This window comes from Rhizobium sp. BK661, from assembly GCF_024808825.1.
GTDB lineage: Bacteria > Pseudomonadota > Alphaproteobacteria > Rhizobiales > Rhizobiaceae > Rhizobium.
Window position 1 is genome coordinate 450,007 of the sequence record NZ_JANTYT010000002.1, and the last position, 17,908, is coordinate 467,914.

A 17,908-nucleotide genomic window follows, 5' to 3' on the forward strand; every position below is an offset into this window, starting at 1 on the left:
ATATTTCCCGGACATAGTGGTGACAATCCACGGACCGCGACACCGGCGCGGACGACAGAAGGACTATATCCATGGCTCAACAATTGCTCATGCCGAAGGCGACTGCCATCTGGCTCGTCGACAACACAGCCCTGTCATTCGACCAGATCGCTCAGTTTTGCAGACTGCATCCGCTCGAAGTGAAGGCAATTGCCGATGGCGAAGCTGCGCAAGGCATCAAGGGTCTCGATCCCATAGCAACCGGTCAGCTTTCACGCGACGAAATCGCCCGCGCGGAAAAGAATCCGGCGCATAAGCTGAAGCTCTCCGAGCCCAAGGTTCGCGTTCCCGAATCCAAACGTCGCGGTCCGCGCTACACACCGGTTTCGAAGCGCCAGGATCGTCCGAACGCCATTCTCTGGCTGGTGCGCAACCATCCGGAACTGAAGGATGCGCAGATTTCACGGCTGGTCGGTACCACAAAATCGACAATCGAACAGATTCGCGAGCGCACACACTGGAACTCCGCAAATCTCGCGCCGATGGACCCGGTGACACTCGGTCTCTGCAGCCAAATCGATCTCGACATGGAAGTCGAGAAGGCAGCAAAGGGTCGTCCGCTGCCGACGGCGGCCGAGCTTGGCGCGACCCTGCAGTCGGCGCATGAAACTGAACGTCTGACGAGCCATGATCGCGAAGAGGAGAAGGAAATCGACGCCGATGCCGTCTTCGCAAAACTCAAGTCGCTGAAGTCCTCTCCGAAGGATGAGGACGAAGACGATCAGTACTGATTGTTTTGATGAATGATTTAGAAGGCCCTGCGTAGCGGGGCCTTTTTACTTTGTATCTACATCGGCAGCGAGCCGAAGCCGCGCTTGCGCAACGCTTCACCGATCTCCTCGAGAATTGCCGGGTCGTCGATCGTCGCCGGCATTTTCCACGGCACGCCATCGGCAATCTTCTGGATCGTGCCGCGCAGGATCTTGCCAGAGCGGGTCTTGGGAAGGCGGTCGACGGTTATCGCCGTTTTGAAAGCAGCCACCGGGCCGATCGTTTCCCGGATGAGCTGAACGACCTCCGATTCGATCGCCGATGTTTCCCGTGAAACATTCTTTTTGAGGACAAGGAAACCGCAGGGCACCTGCCCCTTCAACTGGTCGGCAATTCCGACCACCGCGCATTCGGCGACATCCGGATGCGTGGCACAAACTTCTTCCATGGCCCCCGTCGACAGACGGTGACCGGCACAATTGATGATGTCGTCCGTGCGAGACATGATGAAGAGGTAGCCATCCTCATCCACATACCCGGCATCCGCCGTTTTGTAATAGCCAGGAAATTCGGCCAGATAGGCTGAGTGAAAGCGCGCATCCGCATTCCACAAAGTGGGCAGACAACCTGGGGGCAGGGGGAGCTGGACAACCACATTGCCAAGTATCCCCGGCGCAACCGGGTGGCCGGCGTCATCGAGAACGTGGATGCTGTATCCGGGCATGGGTACCGATGGGGAGCCATGCTTTACCGGCAACACCTCAAGGCCGAGCGGATTCGCCACCATCGGCCATCCGGTTTCGGTCTGCCACCAATGATCGATCACAGGAACATCGAGCATACGCTCGGCCCACTTCAATGTCTCCGGATCGGCGCGCTCTCCCGCCAGAAACAGGGCCCTGAAATTCGGCATGGAATACGCCTTGAGGTGAACACCCTCGCTATCTTCGCGGCGAATGGCGCGGAAGGCGGTGGGGGCGGTGAAGAGAACGCGAACGTCATGCTCCGAAGCGATCCGCCAGAAGGCGCCGGCATCGGGTGTGCCCACCGGCTTTCCTTCAAAGATCACGCTGGTGGCGCCTGCCAGCAGCGGCGCATAGACGATGTAGGAATGCCCGACAACCCAACCGATATCGGAGGCAGCCCAGAAGACTTCACCCTGCCGGATGCCGAAGATGTTCCGCATCGACCAGTTAAGGGCGACCATGTGACCACCGTTGTCGCGCACAACGCCCTTAGGCTGGCCCGTCGTGCCCGATGTGTAGAGAATATAGAGTTCGTCCGTAGCGCCGAGGGAAACGCATTCCACCTTCACTCCACGGTTTCTCGCAACAGCAGCCTCGAAATCCTCATCACGACCATCGACCAAATCTGCCGCAAGCTGCGGTCTTTGCAGGACAAGACAATGCGCTGGTTTTGACTTGGCGATGGCAATCGCTTGATCCACCAAAGGCTTGTAGGGTACCACCCGCCCCGGCTCGAGCCCACAACTTGCGGTCACGATTAGTTTCGCTCCCGAATCGTCAATGCGCGCGGCAAGCTCGTTTGCGGCAAAGCCACCAAACACGACGGAATGAACAGCGCCGATGCGCGCGCATGCAAGCATGGAGAAGACTGCTTGCGGCACCATCGGCATGTAGATGATAACGCGGTCGCCCTTGCCAATCCCCCGTTCGCGCAGCGTCGCGGCGATGGCACTCACTTCGGCGAGAACTTCGCCGTAGGTAAAGATGGTCTTCGCACCGCTGATGGGGCTGTCGTAGATGAATGCGGTGTCGCCGCCGCGACCTGCCCGAACATGGCGATCCAAGCAATTATAGCAAGTATTGGTTTCGCCCCCGGGGAACCAACGGCCATATGGACCGCCCTCCCGTGAAAACGTCAGTTCCGGCTCTTTGAACCAGTCAATTTGCGCCGCCGCCTCCTGCCAGAAGGCCTCGGGATCGTCCTTCCATCTGGCATAGGTTCGCTGATAGCCACCCTGCATCTGCTCCTCCCCAGGATATGCAAGTTACCTTAGCAATCTAGGAGAGGCTGGGCAGGAGAGGAAGCCCGACGAAAGCAGCGTATCAGCGGGCGCCGAAAATCGCGGACCCCACGCGGACGCTGGTCGCCCCAAAGGCGATCGCCGTTTCATAGTCCCCGGACATTCCCATCGATAATTTCTCGACGCCGCAAGCCTTCGCGAGCTGCGCCAGCAAAGCGAAATGCGGGCCCGGATTTTCGTCAGCGGGCGGAATGCACATCAATCCCTCAATGGTGAGGCCGAGCTCGTCGCGGCAAAAACCGATAAACTGCATCGTCTCTTTGGGTGCGATTCCTGCTTTCTGCGGCTCAAGCCCGGTATTCACCTGAACGTAGAGGCGGGGGGTCTTCGCCTGGCGCTTCATCTCATCGGCAAGTACGCGGGCAATTTTCTCGCGATCAACAGTTTCGATGACATCAAACAGCGCCACTGCTTCCGCTGCCTTGTTCGACTGCAGGGGTCCGATGAGATGAAGTTCGATGCCGGGTATTTCAGCTTTCAGGTCAGGCCATTTTCCCTGACTTTCCTGGACCCGGTTCTCTCCGAATATTCGCTGCCCAGCCTCGAGCGCTGGGCGAATCGCGTCTGCGTCGAATGTCTTCGAGACGGCAACCAGCTGGACCGACCCATCCGGTCGTCTGCCTTGCAGCTCGGCTGCAGCAATACGCGAGCGTACATCGTTCAATCGCTCTTCTAGTTCCATCGTTCGCCTCGAGATGTCGCGTGAGAAGATGGCCATGCACTAAACGCCCGGGCTGTGCTTGCCAAGGCCCACATGCTTGAAATCGTGGCCGGAAGACCGAGATCCGGCGCCTACGGCGCCCACAAAACTTGACGCTACCGCGGTTTCATGGTGAAGGTCACCACCAACTTCCCCTGATTTTCTGGAAATACGAATACCATGGCTACCGAACGTTATAACCCGCGCGATGCCGAACCTCGCTGGCAGCAGAAATGGAACGAGGCGAAGGTCTTCGAGACCGACAACAGCGATCCGCGCGAGAAGTATTACGTCCTCGAGATGTTTCCGTATCCGTCCGGTCGCATCCACATGGGCCATGTGCGGAACTACGCGATGGGCGATGTCGTCGCCCGCTACAAGCGCGCTCGCGGCTACAATGTCCTGCATCCCATGGGCTGGGACGCTTTTGGCATGCCGGCTGAAAACGCGGCGATGGAGCGAGGCGTCCATCCCGCGTCCTGGACCTATCAGAATATTGCCTCCATGAAGTCCCAGTTGAAAGCGATGGGCCTGTCGTTGGACTGGAGCCGCGAATTCGCAACCTGCGACGTCGCCTACTACCAGCACCAACAGCATCTCTTCCTGGATTTCCTAGAGAAGGGGCTCGTGTATCGCAAGCAGTCGAAGGTCAATTGGGACCCGGTCGACAACACGGTTCTCGCCAACGAGCAAGTGATCGACGGCCGAGGCTGGCGTTCAGGTGCGCTGGTCGAGCAACGAGAATTGACGCAGTGGTTCTTCAAGATCACCGACTTCAGTCAGGATCTGCTTGACGCGCTGGACACGCTTGATCAGTGGCCTGAAAAGGTCCGGCTCATGCAGAAGAATTGGATCGGCCGATCCGAGGGCATGATGCTGCGCTGGGAGATCGTCCAGCCGACAGCTCCGACCGGAGAAACCGAGATCGAAGTCTATACGACTCGACCAGACACTTTGTTTGGCGCTTCGTTCCTGGCCATAGCGGCCGACCATCCGCTGGCGAAGGATGCCGCGGCGAAAAATCCGGCTATCGATGCTTTCTGCGAGGAATGCCGTCGTGCCGGCACCTCGCTCGCGGCACTGGAAACCGCGGAGAAGAAGGGCATCGATACCGGGATTCGGGTAAGGCATCCGCTTGATCCCTCATGGGAACTACCTGTCTTTGTCGCGAACTTCGTTCTTATGGACTATGGCACTGGAGCGATTTTTGGTTGCCCGTCCGGCGATCAGCGCGACCTCGATTTCGCACGCAAGTACGGTCTGCCCGTTGTTCCGGTTGTTATGCCGGTGGATAGCGATGCCGCGACGTTCAGTGTCGGTGACGTTGCCTATGACGGTGATGGCGTGATGATCAATTCGCGTTTCCTGGATGGCAAGAACACAACTGAAGCATTCGAGATCGTGGCCGACCGCCTGTCATCTATGACGCTCGGGAATGCTCCTCAAGGGGAGCGCAAGGTGAACTTCCGCCTGCGCGATTGGGGCATTTCACGCCAGCGCTATTGGGGCTGCCCGATACCGGTCATCCATTGCGATGACTGTGGCGTCGTTCCCGTTCCGAAGAAGGATCTGCCGGTAAAGTTGCCTGAGGACGTTACCTTCGATCAGCCCGGCAATCCGCTCGACCGTCATCCGACGTGGCGGCATGTCGGCTGCCCGCAGTGCGGCAAGGATGCGCGGCGTGAAACCGACACGATGGATACCTTTGTCGATTCGAGCTGGTATTTCACGCGCTTCACCGCCCCCTGGGAGGACAAGCCGACCGACGTCAGCGCTGCCAATCGATGGCTCCCGGTCGATCAATATATTGGCGGCATCGAGCACGCCATCCTGCATCTGCTCTACTCGCGTTTCTTCACCCGGGCGATGCGCGAGACGGGTCACGTCGACGCCAGGGAGCCGTTCAAGGGTCTCTTTACGCAGGGTATGGTCGTGCACGAAACATACAGCCGCGGCTCGGGAATGAGCCGCGAGTGGGTCGCGCCCGCCGACATTCGCATTGAAGAGCTCGACGGCAAACGCCGCGCCTATCACCTCTCCGGCGGGGAAGAAATCGCGATCGGGTCGATCGAGAAGATGTCGAAGTCGAAGAAGAATGTCGTTGATCCGGACGATATCATCGCGTCTTATGGCGCCGACACTGCACGCTTCTTCGTCCTCTCGGACTCGCCGCCGGAACGGGATGTCATCTGGTCGGAAGCGGGCGTCGAGGGCGCTCACCGATTTACCCAGCGGTTGTGGCGACTGATCGCCGAAGCCGCGGACGCTCTGAAGAATGTGGCTGCGACTCCGGCTAAGGATGGCGAAGGGCAAGCGATCTCGCAAATCGCTCACAAGACACTCAAGGCCGTTGAAAACGATTATGATCGTCTCTGGTTCAACAAGGCTGTCGCGCGGATCTACGAACTGGTCAATGCGCTTGCATCGCCTCTGACCAAAGTTGCTGCCGGCGAGGGCGATTTGGCCTATCGCGCCGCCGTACGTGACGCTGCGCAGATCCTTATCCAGCTGGTAGCGCCGATGATGCCCCACCTGGCCGAGGAATGCTGGGCAGCGCTCGGCAACGATGGTTTGCTGGCACACACCGATTGGCCGCATTACGATGCCGCCCTCGTCGTTGAAAACGATGTGGTTTTGCCAGTTCAAATCAACGGTAAGAAGCGCGCCGAATTGACAATTTCACGCGACGCAGATCAGAATGCCGTCACCGAGGCCGTACTAGCATTGGACGACGTTAAGAGGGCTCTGAGCGGTCAGACGCCCAAGAAGATCATTGTGGTTCCGCAAAGGATTGTGAACATTGTCGTTTGATATCGCTTTTAAGCTGGTACGTGGCACCGGTATTGCCGCAATCCTTGCGTCCACGGCCTTTCTCGCATCCTGCCAAGTTAGGCCCCTTTATTCCGAAAGCTCAGGCGTAGCCGGCAAGCTCTCGTCTGTTGGCTTCTCCGAAGCGACCAGCCGTGTCGGGCAGGAGGTTCGCAACCGGCTGATCTTTATCGCGGGGCGCGGGGCCGGCGAGCCTGAGAACCCCGACTACAAGGTGGAATTGAGCGTGCGGTCGAACATCATTAGCACATTGCTCGTCGCGTCGTCGGATGAGTCGCTGGCTGGCCGTGCAACGGTTAGCGTCGACTATACCCTGAAGTCGACGAAGGACGGCCATGTTATAAAGGCTGGCAACCGCTATGCGACCGCCCTGCTTGATTTTCCGGGTCAGGAGTTTGCGAAGCAGCGCGCCATTCGTGATGCCGAAAATCGTGCCGCGCGGCAGGCAGCCGAGTTCGTTGGTGCAGATATTGCGGCTGCGCTCGGCCGCTGAGGAGCCGGAGCGTGGTGGAAATCAAATCGCACGAATTTGAAGGCTTTCTTGAGCGATCCGCCCGCAACTACCGCCTGTTCGTCATCTACGGACCAGACCGCGGCCTCGTCTCTGAGCGTGCGACACTGCTCGCGGGCAAGACCAGAGTTTCGCTTGACGATCCCTTCTCCCTGATAAAGCTCGACATCTCCGATTTGCAGCGGGATCAAGGCCGTCTTCTGGACGAGGCAGGGGCGATCGGCCTCTTCGGCGGGGACAAACTTATCTGGATACGCGGAGCGGCGAACGAGAAATATCTGGTCGACTCTCTCCAGGCTTTGTCAATCAACATGCCCGAAGCCACGTACGTGATCGTCGAAGCTGGGGATCTGAAGAAAGGATCCCTACTGCGAAAGGCAACCGAAGCGGCGCGCAATTTGGTGGCAATCCCCTGTTACGCGGATGACACCCGTGCGCTAAACAGCCTGATAGACAGCGAACTCTCCAGCGCTGGAATCGGCATCACGCCGGCTGGACGGCAAGCTTTGCTGGAACTCATTGGGGGAGATCGTATTGCCTCGCGCAATGAACTGCGAAAGCTCGCACTCTATTGCCGCGGAAAACCGACGATCGAAGAACACCACGTTACAGAGATCATTGGCGACGCTAGCGCAATATCGGTAGATGATGCGGTCGATGCGGTGCTGAACGGCAATCCAGCAAGTTTTCTGCACGCGATGCAGAAGATCATATCCTCCAAGACCGCTGTGTTCCTTGTTGTTCAGGCCTGCCTAAAGCAATTTCAACTGCTTGACGCGATGAAGACGGAGATGGACGAGAAGCGATTGCCGGCTGCGCAGGTCATGCAGACGTTAGGCCGCCATCTTCACTTTCGACGAAAGCCAATCATCGAACAGGCACTCCGAACCTGGTCCGCTGAGGCCTTGGCGCGGGAGGCAAATCGCCTGCAGGCTGCAATTCTACAAACCCGCAAGCGCGCAGCCCTGGAAGACAGCATCGCTCTCCAAACGCTGCTCTCAACGACATTACAGTCGGCACGTCGATAACTGCTTAGCGACGCTCCAAAAGTCTGCAGATTTCTTCTAATTGTTCCAATGACTTATAGGAAATTCGAATTTGTCCTCCGCTCGCTTTGTGATTGATCATCACATCGAGGCCGAGTGCATCCGACAATGTCCGCTCTAATGCGAGCGTGTCCGAATCCTTCTGATCCTTCTGGTGCCCTGGAGCCCTTGGCTCGGATTGTGCCTTAATATCGTTCTGAGCCAGTCGTTCAGCGTCGCGCACTGACATGCCCTTTGCGACGATCGTACGGGCGAGGGCGGTCGGGTCAGAGGTCGGCACCAAGGCTCGGGCGTGGCCGGCCGAGAGGCTGCCCGCAGCCAACAGATCGCGAACCGGCTCCGGTAACTTCAGGAGACGCAGCGAGTTCGCAACATGACTACGGCTCTTGCCGATAATTTCGCCGAGATCATTCTGCGTATAACCATATTCCGCCATCAGCTGATCATAGCCTAGCGCCTCTTCCAGCGGATTGAGGTCGGAGCGCTGCACGTTCTCAACAATCGCGATCTCGAGCGCGGTTTTATCATCGACGTCGCGCACGATCACGGGGATTTCTACGAGACCGGCCAGTTGCGCCGCCCGCCACCGTCTTTCGCCGGCGATGATCTCGAACTGATTGCTTGCAAGCGTGCGAACTACGACCGGCTGGACAATGCCGTGTTGGCGGATAGAACTCGCGAGTTCATGCAGTTGGCCATCATCAAAGAAGCGCCGAGGGTTGCGCGGGTTCCGGCTGACGAATTCGATCGGAACCATACGATCGGCGCTGACTCCCGGCTTTGCAGTATCAACCGGAATCGGCTGGTCCATCTCGCCAATCAATGCAGCTAAGCCGCGACCAAGTCTTCTCTTCGAGACATCATCGTTCATGAATAACTCGCCATTCTTTCTTCAAATCACGCGGCGAGACGTTGGCGCTCGCGCTGGATAACCTCGGATGCCAACTGGAGATACGCCTGGCTCCCCGCACACTTCAGATCATACAGAATTGCCGGCTTTCCATAGGACGGCGCTTCCGAAACGCGTACATTTCGCGGAATCAACGTATGGTAGACTTTTTCTCCGAGATGGGTGCGCACATCGTTAACAACCTGTTGCGCCAGATTGTTGCGAGAATCGAACATTGTCAGCACGATGCCTTGGATGTCGAGGTTGGGGTTAACGGTACGTCGAACCTGATCGACAGTCTCCAGGAGCTGACTAAGACCCTCGAGGGCGAAAAACTCGCATTGCAGCGGCACAAGCACTGAATGCGCCGCAGCCATCGCGTTCATCGTCAGGAGGTTAAAGGAGGGTGGGCAATCGACAAGAATATAGGAGAAGCGGAAAGCATCCTCTTTGGCGAGAGCCTTCTTCAGCTTGAAGACGCGATCATTTTGGCTCGCGATCTCCATTTCGACACCGAGCAAATCCATTGTCGAAGGCACTATATAGAGGTTGGGTACTGCAGTCTCCTGCGCCACCTCCTCCACAGAGCAATCGCCCAAAAGCAAGTCATAGGAAGATAGCCGGCGATGCTTCCGGTCAATACCGAGGCCGGTGCTGGCGTTGCCTTGGGGATCGAGGTCAACAATCAAAACCCGCTCGCCGATCGCAGCCAGGGCCGTCGCCAGGTTGATGGCAGTCGTGGTCTTACCAACGCCGCCTTTCTGATTTGCAATGGTGATTATACGATTTCGTTCGCCAGCCATAGCCAAAGCCCGATCTGTTAAGCCAAGCGTCGAATGTTGAAGATTTCCAGAACCACGGAATCCTCCTCGACAGCGCTCTTATGTTCTAACAGATCGAATCGCCACTCACCACGCGCTTTCTCGATCTCGGCACGGTAATCCCGTCCTTTGTGGAAATAAGCACGAAGATCCGCATTCTTCTGCGACCATGGCTCGACATAGGTCAGGAGCTTTGTGAGGTCTGCAAGCGCCCGAGCAGAGACAAAATCGCAGTTCTCGATAGTCGGCGGAGCGTCTTCGATTCGCTCGATGTGTATGGACCCTCGAGCACCGGTCTCGCGAAGTGCTGTGCGGAGAAACGCAGCCTTCTTGCGGTTACTCTCGACCAAATGAACCCATCCACCACCCAGTTCGGCAAGCATAATAGCCGTTACAACGCCAGGGAAGCCACCGCCGCTACCGAGGTCAACCCACGTGAGAGGCGACGATTGGATCTGAAAGACCTGTGCGGAGTCAGCAATATGTCGGTTCCACGCGTCATTTAGCGTGGATGGCGCAGTGAGATTGATAGCCTTTGCCCACTTTTGGAAAAGGCCCACGAAATGTTCAAGGCGCTCCTGTGTTTCACGTGAAACACGCCGACCGTTTAGGTGCATGATAGGACTCTCGTAAATTGCAATAGGCGCCTCAGCCTGATGCCGCGGCGCTAAAGACACCACGTCTCAAGTGAACGAGCAACAAGGAGATGGCGGCTGGCGTCATGCCGTCGATCTTAGCGGCCTGCGCGACGTTGTATGGGCGCGTATTGTGCAACTTAGACTTTAACTCGTTGGATAGACCGGCGAGGACGCTGAAGTCAAAGTCGCCCGGTATCGTCAGGTCCTCATCACGCTTCACGTGCGCGATATCAGCTGATTGCCGCTGCATGTAGACTGCATAGCCCGCCTCTATCTCCAGGGCATCAGCCACCCGACTGTCAATACGCGACAGCTCAGGCCAAATCTGCCGAAGATCCTGCAAGCTAAAATCGGGATACGACAGAAGATCGTAAGCTGAGCGGCGCTGGCCATCCTGATTCAACTTGAGTCCAAAGCGGCCGGCCTCGTTTGGGGTCACTGACAGTGCCTTAAGGTGCGAGCGGCCTCGCTCCAACGCGTCACTATAGGCTTGAAAGCGATCACGGCGGCGGGATGAAGCACTCCCGATCTGAATAGCCAACGGCGTGAGGCGAACATCTGCGTTGTCTGCCCGCAGCGACAAACGATACTCGGCACGGGACGTAAACATCCGATATGGCTCAGCAACACCGCGAGATGTTAGGTCATCGACCATCACCCCGATGTACGAATCAGTGCGACTAAAGAGAACCTCGCTCTGGCCGCCAGCCAGGCGGGCGGCATTGATACCGGCGACGAGACCCTGAGCTGCCGCTTCCTCATAGCCCGTTGTACCGTTGATTTGCCCAGCCAGAAACAATCCAGGCATCTTCTTGACTTCCAGCGACGGCTTCAGTTCTCGAGGATCCACATGATCGTATTCGATCGCGTAACCCGGCTGCAGAATCTGAACGCGCTCAAGACCGGGAATCGTTCGAATGAATGTGTCCTGGATCTCGGCAGGCAGTGAGGTCGAGATTCCATTGGGATAGACCGTCTTGTCGTCGAGACCCTCAGGCTCAAGAAAAACCTGATGTCCGTCGCGTTCGCCGAACTTCACCAGCTTGTCCTCGATTGACGGACAGTAGCGCGGGCCGACTCCCTCAATCTGACCCGAGTACATTGCGGATCGCCTGAGATTCTCAACGATGATCCGATGTGTTGCCTCGGTGGTACGTGTCACGCCACATTCGATCTGCGGGTTCACGATCTGATCTGTCATGAATGAGAACGGGACGGGCTCGTCATCAGCACCCTGTCGGCCAACACTCTGCCAATCGATGGTAGTGCCATCCAGGCGCGCCGGGGTACCGGTCTTGAGGCGTCCAAGCCCCAGACCTAGGCTCAGAAGCGTATGAGAGAGGCCGAGCGACGGTTCCTCACCAACGCGACCAGCCGGTATCTTCTTGTCGCCGATGTGAATAAGACCGCGTAGGAAAGTTCCGGTGGTTAACACCACAGAGCCGCAGGAAAGAATCCGGCTATCTTTCATGACAACAGCTGCAACACGATTTTCTACTATCGTCAGATCGAACGCATCACCTTCGACGACGGTAAGATTTTCGACGCTTTCGATTTCCGCGAGCATCGCTTCTCGATACAGCTTGCGATCGGCTTGGGTGCGCGGGCCGCGAACCGCGGGCCCCTTCTTCCGGTTCAACATACGAAACTGAATACCGGCGGCGTCAGCCACCCGTCCCATCAGCCCATCCATGGCGTCGATCTCTCGAACCAGGTGGCCTTTACCAAGTCCGCCAATTGCCGGATTGCACGACATGATACCGATCGTGTCGCGGCGATGCGTGACCAGCGCCGTCTTGGCACCAAGACGCGCAGCGGCCGCAGCGGCTTCGCATCCGGCATGTCCGCCGCCGATGACGATGACATCGAACCGTGAGGTGTTCATTCTTCGAGCTCCTGAGATTGTCCGGTGATGATCGAAGTGTTGCAGCGAGTCAAGGCGTTTCACGTGAAACCGCTCCGCGGCGGCACCGATTCGGATGTTTCACGTGAATCATTTTCCGATGCAGAACTCTCCGAAGATCACGTCGAGCAAGTTCTCCACGTCGACACGTCCCGTGACGCGCCCCAGTGCATCACTGGCCGCTCTTAGGTCTTCCGCTCGCAGATCCAACCCTCGCGTGGGGTTTAGTAACGACGTCTCCAAAGCAGAGAGTGATTTCGCCAGCGAATCTTTGTGACGCGTCCGACTCGGGATAGCCATCGACTGCGGATGCACTTTGGCTCTTAGACGCTCGACAATCAGGGCGCGCAGCCTTTCCAGGCCGGTTCCGTCCGCCGCCGAGATGACGAGATCATAGTCATTCATACTCTTACGGGGCAAGTCGCTTTTGGCGCCGACCAGCAACGCACCCTCAGGGTACGTGTTCGTTGCGGTATCTACCGACATATCCTCGACAAAGATCAAGAGGTCGGCTTCGGCAATCGCTTTCTCGGCCCGTCGGATACCCTCGCGTTCAACTCTCTCCGCTGCGGCGCGAAGGCCCGCCGTGTCGTAAAGTTTGACCAGGTAGCCGTCCATGTTCAGATCAACGTGCAGTACGTCCCTTGTTGTCCCGGCGATATCGGTGACAATCGCAACGTCGCGCTTAGCCAAGGCGTTCATCAGGCTCGACTTACCGGCATTCGGTCTGCCGGCGATAACAACCTTGAAACCGTCTCGGATAATCTCACCAGCCTCGAGCTGTAGGAGATGCTCGCGCATTTCTGTGACCAGCCTCGCCACGTCAGCCCATACTTGATCCGATACGGAACCCGGCACATCCTCCTCGTCCGGAAAATCAAGCTCTGCTTCGATTAGGGCGCGAGCGCGCGTCAGCCGATCCGCCCATCCGTTGTAGACCGATGAAAGGCCGCCCGAGCTCTGCTCGACAGCCAGCCGCCGCTGCATCTCCGTTTCGGCTGCAATCAAATCTGCCAGGCCCTCGACTTCGATTAGATCCAGCTTGCCATTTTCGAAGGCGCGCCGCGAAAATTCTCCTGGCGCCGCTGGTCGTAGATTCTCGAATTCCGCAAGTTCCCGATGTAAAGCATCAACCACGGCGCGGCCGCCGTGGAGATGTATCTCCGCGACGCTTTCGCCCGTGAAAGAATGCGGCGCCGGGAAATATAGAACGAGCGCGGTGTCAATCACCAGACCATTACGAGTCCGAATCGACCTCAGTGCTGCTTGTCTAGCCGGGGGCGGCGCGCCAATCAGTGAGGCCAGAACCGTAGGGACATCAGCGCCGCTGATTCGAACCACCGCGAGTCCCGCAGGGACGGCACCGCTCGACAGCGCGAATATTGTGTCCATGTTGGGCAGCATTTTCCTTCTCCAGTGCAAGGCTGAAGATAACAGGTGTATAAAAAGAAAAAACCGGCCACGCTGTGACCGGTTTACCTTGGTGAATCCGGCTAAGGATCAGGTGTTCATGGAGTCGAAGAAGTCCGGATTATTCTTCGTTTGCTTCAACTTGTCGATCAAGAATTCGATTGCGTCCGTCGTGCCCATCGGCGCAAGGATACGCCGCAGCACGAAGATCTTCTGCAGGTCCTGGCGCGGTACCAACAAGTCTTCCTTACGTGTTCCGGACTTCAGGATGTCCATCGCCGGGAAGATACGCTTGTCGGCGACCTTGCGGTCGAGGACGATTTCCGAGTTACCGGTGCCCTTGAATTCTTCGAAGATAACTTCGTCCATGCGGCTACCCGTATCGATGAGAGCTGTGGCGATGATCGTGAGCGATCCGCCCTCTTCAATATTGCGGGCCGCGCCGAAGAAACGCTTGGGGCGCTGCAGGGCGTTAGCATCGACACCACCGGTAAGAACCTTACCGGAAGAGGGTACGACAGTGTTATAGGCGCGACCGAGACGCGTGATCGAATCAAGCAGGATGACAACGTCGCGGCCATGCTCAACGAGGCGCTTGGCCTTTTCGATGACCATCTCCGCCACCTGAACGTGGCGCACGGCCGGTTCGTCGAAGGTTGACGAAATGACTTCCCCGCGAACGGAGCGTTGCATGTCTGTCACTTCCTCGGGACGCTCGTCGATGAGGAGAACGATGAGATAGCACTCGGGATGATTCGCCGTAATTGAATGAGCGATATTCTGGAGAAGGACGGTCTTACCGGTGCGCGGCGGCGCGACGATCAGTCCGCGTTGCCCCTTGCCCAGCGGCGCAACAAGGTCAATGACGCGCGGCGAAAGATCCTTGGAGGTGGGAACCTCCAGCTCCATCCTGAAACGTTCATTGGGGTAGAGCGGTGTCAGGTTATCGAAATGCACCTTGTGACGAATCTTTTCGGGATCGTCGAAATTGATTGTGTTGACCTTCAACAGTGCGAAGTAGCGCTCGCCTTCCTTCGGTCCACGGATCGGGCCTTCAACGGTGTCGCCAGTCTTCAGCGAGAAGCGGCGAATTTGGGAGGGCGAGATATAGATATCGTCGGGACCCGGAAGATAGTTGGCGTTGGCGGACCGCAGGAAGCCGAAACCATCCTGGAGAACCTCAACAACACCTTCGCCGATAATCTCCACATCCTGGCTGGCAAGCACCTTCAGGATCGCAAACATCAGTTCCTGCTTGCGCATGGTGCTTGCATTTTCGACCTCGAGCGATTCGGCAAACGCCAGCAGATCCGTCGGGGACTTACTCTTAAGTTCTTGAAGCTTCATTTCAGCCATGAAGTGACCATTACTCTTAAATTCTGGGGGGAAGGCGATGTCGAGGCTGTAACCGGTCCTGCGAAGAGATCGCAGACGATCAAACTTTACATACATGCCACAAGGATGAGGTGGAGGGAAAATAGCGAGTAAGGTTCACCGCCGCAAGGGGGCTGCTTAAAATCAAGCAAATTTAACCGACAACGTCTCTTTAGAACGGTTTGACGACGACGAGGATAACAATCCCGATCATCAATAGGGTCGGCGCCTCGTTCATGAAACGCCAATAGCGTGCAGACCGGCGGTTTTCATCACGCTCAAACGCCTTGACGGCGCTTGAGAAGAAGACGTGCACGGCTGTCAGAAGCACGACGAGACCGATCTTTGCATGCAACCATCCTCCCTGGAAGTCGTAGACCGACCAGGCAAGATAGAGGCCAAGAATCCAGGTCAGCATCATTGCCGGGTTCATGATCACCTTCAGAAGACGGCGCTCCATGACCTTGAAGGTTTCCGACTGGGTTGAACCCGGCTCGGCATCGGTATGATAGATGAAGAGGCGCGGCATGTAGAAGAGGCCAGCCATCCACGAAATCACCGCTATGATATGAAGCGCCTTGATCCAAAGGTAGAGATCATCCGGATTCCAGAGAAATAACCCCACAGCCAGAAGTGCAAAGAACAGGATCGCGAAATGCGCCCGGCGACGTGCGTAGGCGCCAGGTTTCTCATCGGTCTGCTTCTCCATGGGCTATCGCCTCCAACCGCGGACATGGTCCACGAGCAGCTGGACATTTTGAGGGTTCGCCTGGGGGGTAATCCCATGACCGAGATTGAAGATCAGCGGGCCGTTACCGAGCTTGTCGAGGATATCGTTGATACCATCCATCAGAGCTCCGCCACCGGCCACCACGCGCATCGGATCGAGGTTACCCTGAACCGCACCGTCTTTCTGCAGCTCTACAGCGAAATTCAGTGGCACCGACCAGTCGAGACCGATCGCATCCGCCTTCGTCCGCTGACGATAGCTCTTCAGCAGGAAGCCGGCGCCCTTTGCAAAGGCGATGATCCGGGCATTCGGCCGTCGTGCTTTTATGGAGGCGATCATCCGCGCGACCGGCTTCACCGCGAATGCCTCGAATTCCCGCTCACCGAGAACACCGGCCCAGGAATCGAAAATCTGCACAGCGTCGGCCCCGGCATCGATCTGCGCGACGAGATAGTCGGCTGACACTTCCGCCAAAACAGCAAGCAGGTGTTCGAAAGCTTTCGGATGTTTGTAGGCGAAGAGCCGGGCAGGGGCCTGATCGGGCGTTCCGTGACCGGCTATCATATAAGTCGCCACCGTCCACGGAGCGCCACAGAAGCCGAGCAAAGTCGTCTCGGCAGGCAGCTCATTTCGAAGACGCTCAACTGTTTCGAGAACCGGTTTGAGGTAGTCGACGACGTGGTCGAACTCCAGTCGGCCGATTCCGGTTTCATCGATCGGATCCATCTCCGGTCCATGCCCTTCCGTGAAGCGAACGTTGCGTTTCATCGCATCCGGAATCACGAGAATATCGGAAAAGAGGATGGCTGCATCAAAACCATAGCGACGAATGGGTTGGAGCGTTACCTCAACGGCATGGTCAGGCGTATAGCAAAGGTCCAGGAAACTTCCTGCCTTCGCGCGCGTTTCTCTATACTCGGGAAGGTATCGTCCGGCCTGCCTCATCAGCCAGATTGGAGGGGGGCTGAGTGTCTCGCCGTCCAAGACCCTCATGATTTTCCGGCGGCTGTCTCCCACGCTTCTCTTCCCTATAAAAAATCAAAGATAATTTAAAAGGTTTCTATTTCTTAGAGTCTGTTTCTATCAAGGATTAAAATCGATCCACTACCGGAGCGTTTTGTCGCGCTGCCGCCGCGCCAAGGGGAGGAGACGGAGAACCGCTACACGAAAATCGGGGATAGACGGAAATATGAGAATATTTACAATCGGATAGAGAACGCAAGTTCGGGCGGAACTGTGGAAAAAGTATCGACTTTCGTGGAACGGTCACCAACTATCCACAGAACCAACAAGCGACTTTTTTGAGCTTCCGCGAAATTCGATTTGTGGAAAAGGTGGCATGTTTTCCCTTGCCTTATCCCCGCCGTGTCTCTTAGCTCTCGGCTGTCCAGTCTTTTCAACAGGTGGCCAATAATAACGTGGAGAACCGCCCAAACTTCTTCCATCTACATCTGATTTCTGACTCGACCGGCGAAACACTGATTTCTGCCGGCCGCGCGGCTTCGGCACAATTCAAAGCCGCACAGCCGATCGAGCACGTCTACCCGTTGGTCCGCAATCGCAAGCAGCTTCTGCAGGTGCTGCAGTCGATCGATAGTCAGCCTGGGATCGTTCTTTATACGATTGTCGACCGCGAGCTCGCGACCTTCATCGATCAGCGCTGTGCGGAGATGGGCGTTGCGTCCGTCAACGTGCTTGAACCGGTCATGAACGCTTTCCAGATCTATCTCGGTGCACCGTCACGCCGTCGCGTCGGTGCGCAACACGTAATGAATGCCGGCTACTTTGCCCGCATTGAAGCGCTTAACTTTACGATGGATCACGATGACGGACAGATGCCCGACGACTACAATGACGCCGATGTTGTCATCATTGGCATCAGTCGAACGTCGAAAACTCCGACGAGCATCTACCTCGCCAATCGCGGCATCAAGACGGCGAACATCCCGATTGTCCACGGCGTGCCGCTTCCGGACGGACTACTCACCGCGACCAAACCTCTGATTGTCTGCCTGATTGCTACGACCGATCGGATATCGCAGGTTCGCGAGAACCGTATTTTGGGAGCAACTCCTGGCTTTGACCGCGGGCAATACACCGACCGGGCTGCCATCTCGGAGGAACTGAAATACGCGCGGTCGCTCTGTGCCCGGCACAACTGGCCCCTTATCGACGTGACGCGCCGCTCCATCGAAGAGACTGCAGCAGCGATTGTTGCGCTCCGTCCGAAGCTCCGTTAAGCGCTGTCACATCAGACCTG

The 17,908-nt window shown here is 57.1% G+C and carries 15 protein-coding genes; 5 read left to right on the forward strand and 10 right to left on the reverse strand.

The genetic code is table 11. From position 1 onward, the window contains the following. The first annotated feature begins 71 nt into the window (after positions 1–71). On the forward strand, positions 72–770 hold the full coding sequence (locus FHX16_RS08455) for a DUF1013 domain-containing protein (protein WP_016556837.1): 699 nt from the start codon (positions 72–74) through the stop codon (positions 768–770). 56 nt (positions 771–826) lie between these two features. Here the strand turns inward: FHX16_RS08455 and FHX16_RS08460 are convergent, their stop codons facing one another. Both FHX16_RS08460 and FHX16_RS08465 read right to left on the reverse strand, forming a co-directional pair. Beyond that, positions 827–2,737, reverse strand: coding sequence for a propionyl-CoA synthetase (locus FHX16_RS08460; protein ID WP_183864380.1), 1,911 nt, complete (start codon positions 2,735–2,737; stop codon positions 827–829). 82 nt (positions 2,738–2,819) lie between these two features. Further along, positions 2,820–3,479, reverse strand: coding sequence for a YggS family pyridoxal phosphate-dependent enzyme (locus FHX16_RS08465; protein WP_183864381.1), 660 nt, complete (start codon positions 3,477–3,479; stop codon positions 2,820–2,822). A 198-nt stretch (positions 3,480–3,677) separates the two neighbouring features. Between FHX16_RS08465 and leuS the strand changes: the two genes are divergently transcribed. From leuS to holA, 3 genes are read left to right on the forward strand one after another with little or no spacing between them, the layout of a single operon-like run. Then, positions 3,678–6,308 (forward strand): leucine--tRNA ligase, encoded by a 2,631-nt coding sequence (gene leuS / locus FHX16_RS08470; protein WP_183864382.1) that lies wholly within the window; start codon positions 3,678–3,680, stop codon positions 6,306–6,308. Continuing rightward, positions 6,298–6,819, forward strand: coding sequence for an LPS assembly lipoprotein LptE (gene lptE / locus FHX16_RS08475; protein WP_183864383.1), 522 nt, complete (start codon positions 6,298–6,300; stop codon positions 6,817–6,819). The genes leuS and lptE overlap by 11 nt, the downstream gene beginning before the upstream one ends. Before the next feature lie 11 nt (positions 6,820–6,830). Further along, the gene (holA, locus tag FHX16_RS08480) at positions 6,831–7,865 is read left to right on the forward strand and encodes a DNA polymerase III subunit delta (protein ID WP_183864384.1); all 1,035 of its coding nucleotides are present in this window, start codon (positions 6,831–6,833) and stop codon (positions 7,863–7,865) included. Positions 7,866–7,869: 4 nt separating this feature from the next. Here holA and FHX16_RS08485 read toward each other — a convergent pair whose 3' ends face one another. From FHX16_RS08485 to hemE, 8 genes are all read right to left on the reverse strand, one after another. Further along, positions 7,870–8,754 (reverse strand): ParB/RepB/Spo0J family partition protein, encoded by an 885-nt coding sequence (locus FHX16_RS08485; RefSeq protein ID WP_183864385.1) that lies wholly within the window; start codon positions 8,752–8,754, stop codon positions 7,870–7,872. A 26-nt stretch (positions 8,755–8,780) separates the two neighbouring features. Then, positions 8,781–9,575 (reverse strand): ParA family protein, encoded by a 795-nt coding sequence (locus tag FHX16_RS08490; RefSeq protein WP_183754906.1) that lies wholly within the window; start codon positions 9,573–9,575, stop codon positions 8,781–8,783. A gap of 17 nt (positions 9,576–9,592) precedes the next feature. Beyond that, positions 9,593–10,210, reverse strand: a complete 618-nt coding sequence (rsmG, locus tag FHX16_RS08495; RefSeq protein ID WP_183864386.1) for a 16S rRNA (guanine(527)-N(7))-methyltransferase RsmG — start codon at positions 10,208–10,210, stop codon at positions 9,593–9,595. A gap of 31 nt (positions 10,211–10,241) precedes the next feature. Continuing rightward, positions 10,242–12,116 (reverse strand): tRNA uridine-5-carboxymethylaminomethyl(34) synthesis enzyme MnmG, encoded by a 1,875-nt coding sequence (gene mnmG / locus FHX16_RS08500; protein ID WP_183864387.1) that lies wholly within the window; start codon positions 12,114–12,116, stop codon positions 10,242–10,244. A gap of 108 nt (positions 12,117–12,224) precedes the next feature. Next, positions 12,225–13,538 (reverse strand): tRNA uridine-5-carboxymethylaminomethyl(34) synthesis GTPase MnmE, encoded by a 1,314-nt coding sequence (mnmE, locus tag FHX16_RS08505; RefSeq protein WP_183864388.1) that lies wholly within the window; start codon positions 13,536–13,538, stop codon positions 12,225–12,227. Between the two features lie 96 nt (positions 13,539–13,634). Further along, a complete protein-coding gene (gene rho / locus FHX16_RS08510; RefSeq protein WP_183754898.1) occupies positions 13,635–14,900 on the reverse strand; it encodes a transcription termination factor Rho in 1,266 nt (421 codons plus the stop codon). A gap of 190 nt (positions 14,901–15,090) precedes the next feature. Then, a complete protein-coding gene (gene hemJ / locus FHX16_RS08515) occupies positions 15,091–15,627 on the reverse strand; it encodes a protoporphyrinogen oxidase HemJ (RefSeq protein WP_183864389.1) in 537 nt (178 codons plus the stop codon). 3 nt (positions 15,628–15,630) lie between these two features. Then, on the reverse strand, positions 15,631–16,665 hold the full coding sequence (gene hemE / locus FHX16_RS08520; RefSeq protein ID WP_259126957.1) for a uroporphyrinogen decarboxylase: 1,035 nt from the start codon (positions 16,663–16,665) through the stop codon (positions 15,631–15,633). Between the two features lie 401 nt (positions 16,666–17,066). Between hemE and FHX16_RS08525 the strand changes: the two genes are divergently transcribed. After that, positions 17,067–17,888, forward strand: a complete 822-nt coding sequence (locus FHX16_RS08525) for a pyruvate, water dikinase regulatory protein (RefSeq protein WP_183864391.1) — start codon at positions 17,067–17,069, stop codon at positions 17,886–17,888. Positions 17,889–17,908 lie beyond the last annotated feature (20 nt).

What these genes read in the sequence shown, in the direction of transcription:
- FHX16_RS08455 (WP_016556837.1), top strand. Translation starts at nt 72, where the DNA reads ATGGCTCAACAATTGCTCATGCCGAAGGCGACTGCCATCTGGCTCGTC.
- FHX16_RS08460 (WP_183864380.1), bottom strand. Translation starts at nt 2,737, where the DNA reads ATGCAGGGTGGCTATCAGCGAACCTATGCCAGATGGAAGGACGATCCC.
- FHX16_RS08465 (WP_183864381.1), bottom strand. Translation starts at nt 3,479, where the DNA reads ATGGAACTAGAAGAGCGATTGAACGATGTACGCTCGCGTATTGCTGCA.
- leuS (WP_183864382.1), top strand. Translation starts at nt 3,678, where the DNA reads ATGGCTACCGAACGTTATAACCCGCGCGATGCCGAACCTCGCTGGCAG.
- FHX16_RS08485 (WP_183864385.1), bottom strand. Translation starts at nt 8,754, where the DNA reads ATGAACGATGATGTCTCGAAGAGAAGACTTGGTCGCGGCTTAGCTGCA.
- FHX16_RS08490 (WP_183754906.1), bottom strand. Translation starts at nt 9,575, where the DNA reads ATGGCTGGCGAACGAAATCGTATAATCACCATTGCAAATCAGAAAGGC.
- rsmG (WP_183864386.1), bottom strand. Translation starts at nt 10,210, where the DNA reads ATGCACCTAAACGGTCGGCGTGTTTCACGTGAAACACAGGAGCGCCTT.
- mnmG (WP_183864387.1), bottom strand. Translation starts at nt 12,116, where the DNA reads ATGAACACCTCACGGTTCGATGTCATCGTCATCGGCGGCGGACATGCC.
- mnmE (WP_183864388.1), bottom strand. Translation starts at nt 13,538, where the DNA reads ATGCTGCCCAACATGGACACAATATTCGCGCTGTCGAGCGGTGCCGTC.
- rho (WP_183754898.1), bottom strand. Translation starts at nt 14,900, where the DNA reads ATGGCTGAAATGAAGCTTCAAGAACTTAAGAGTAAGTCCCCGACGGAT.
- hemJ (WP_183864389.1), bottom strand. Translation starts at nt 15,627, where the DNA reads ATGGAGAAGCAGACCGATGAGAAACCTGGCGCCTACGCACGTCGCCGG.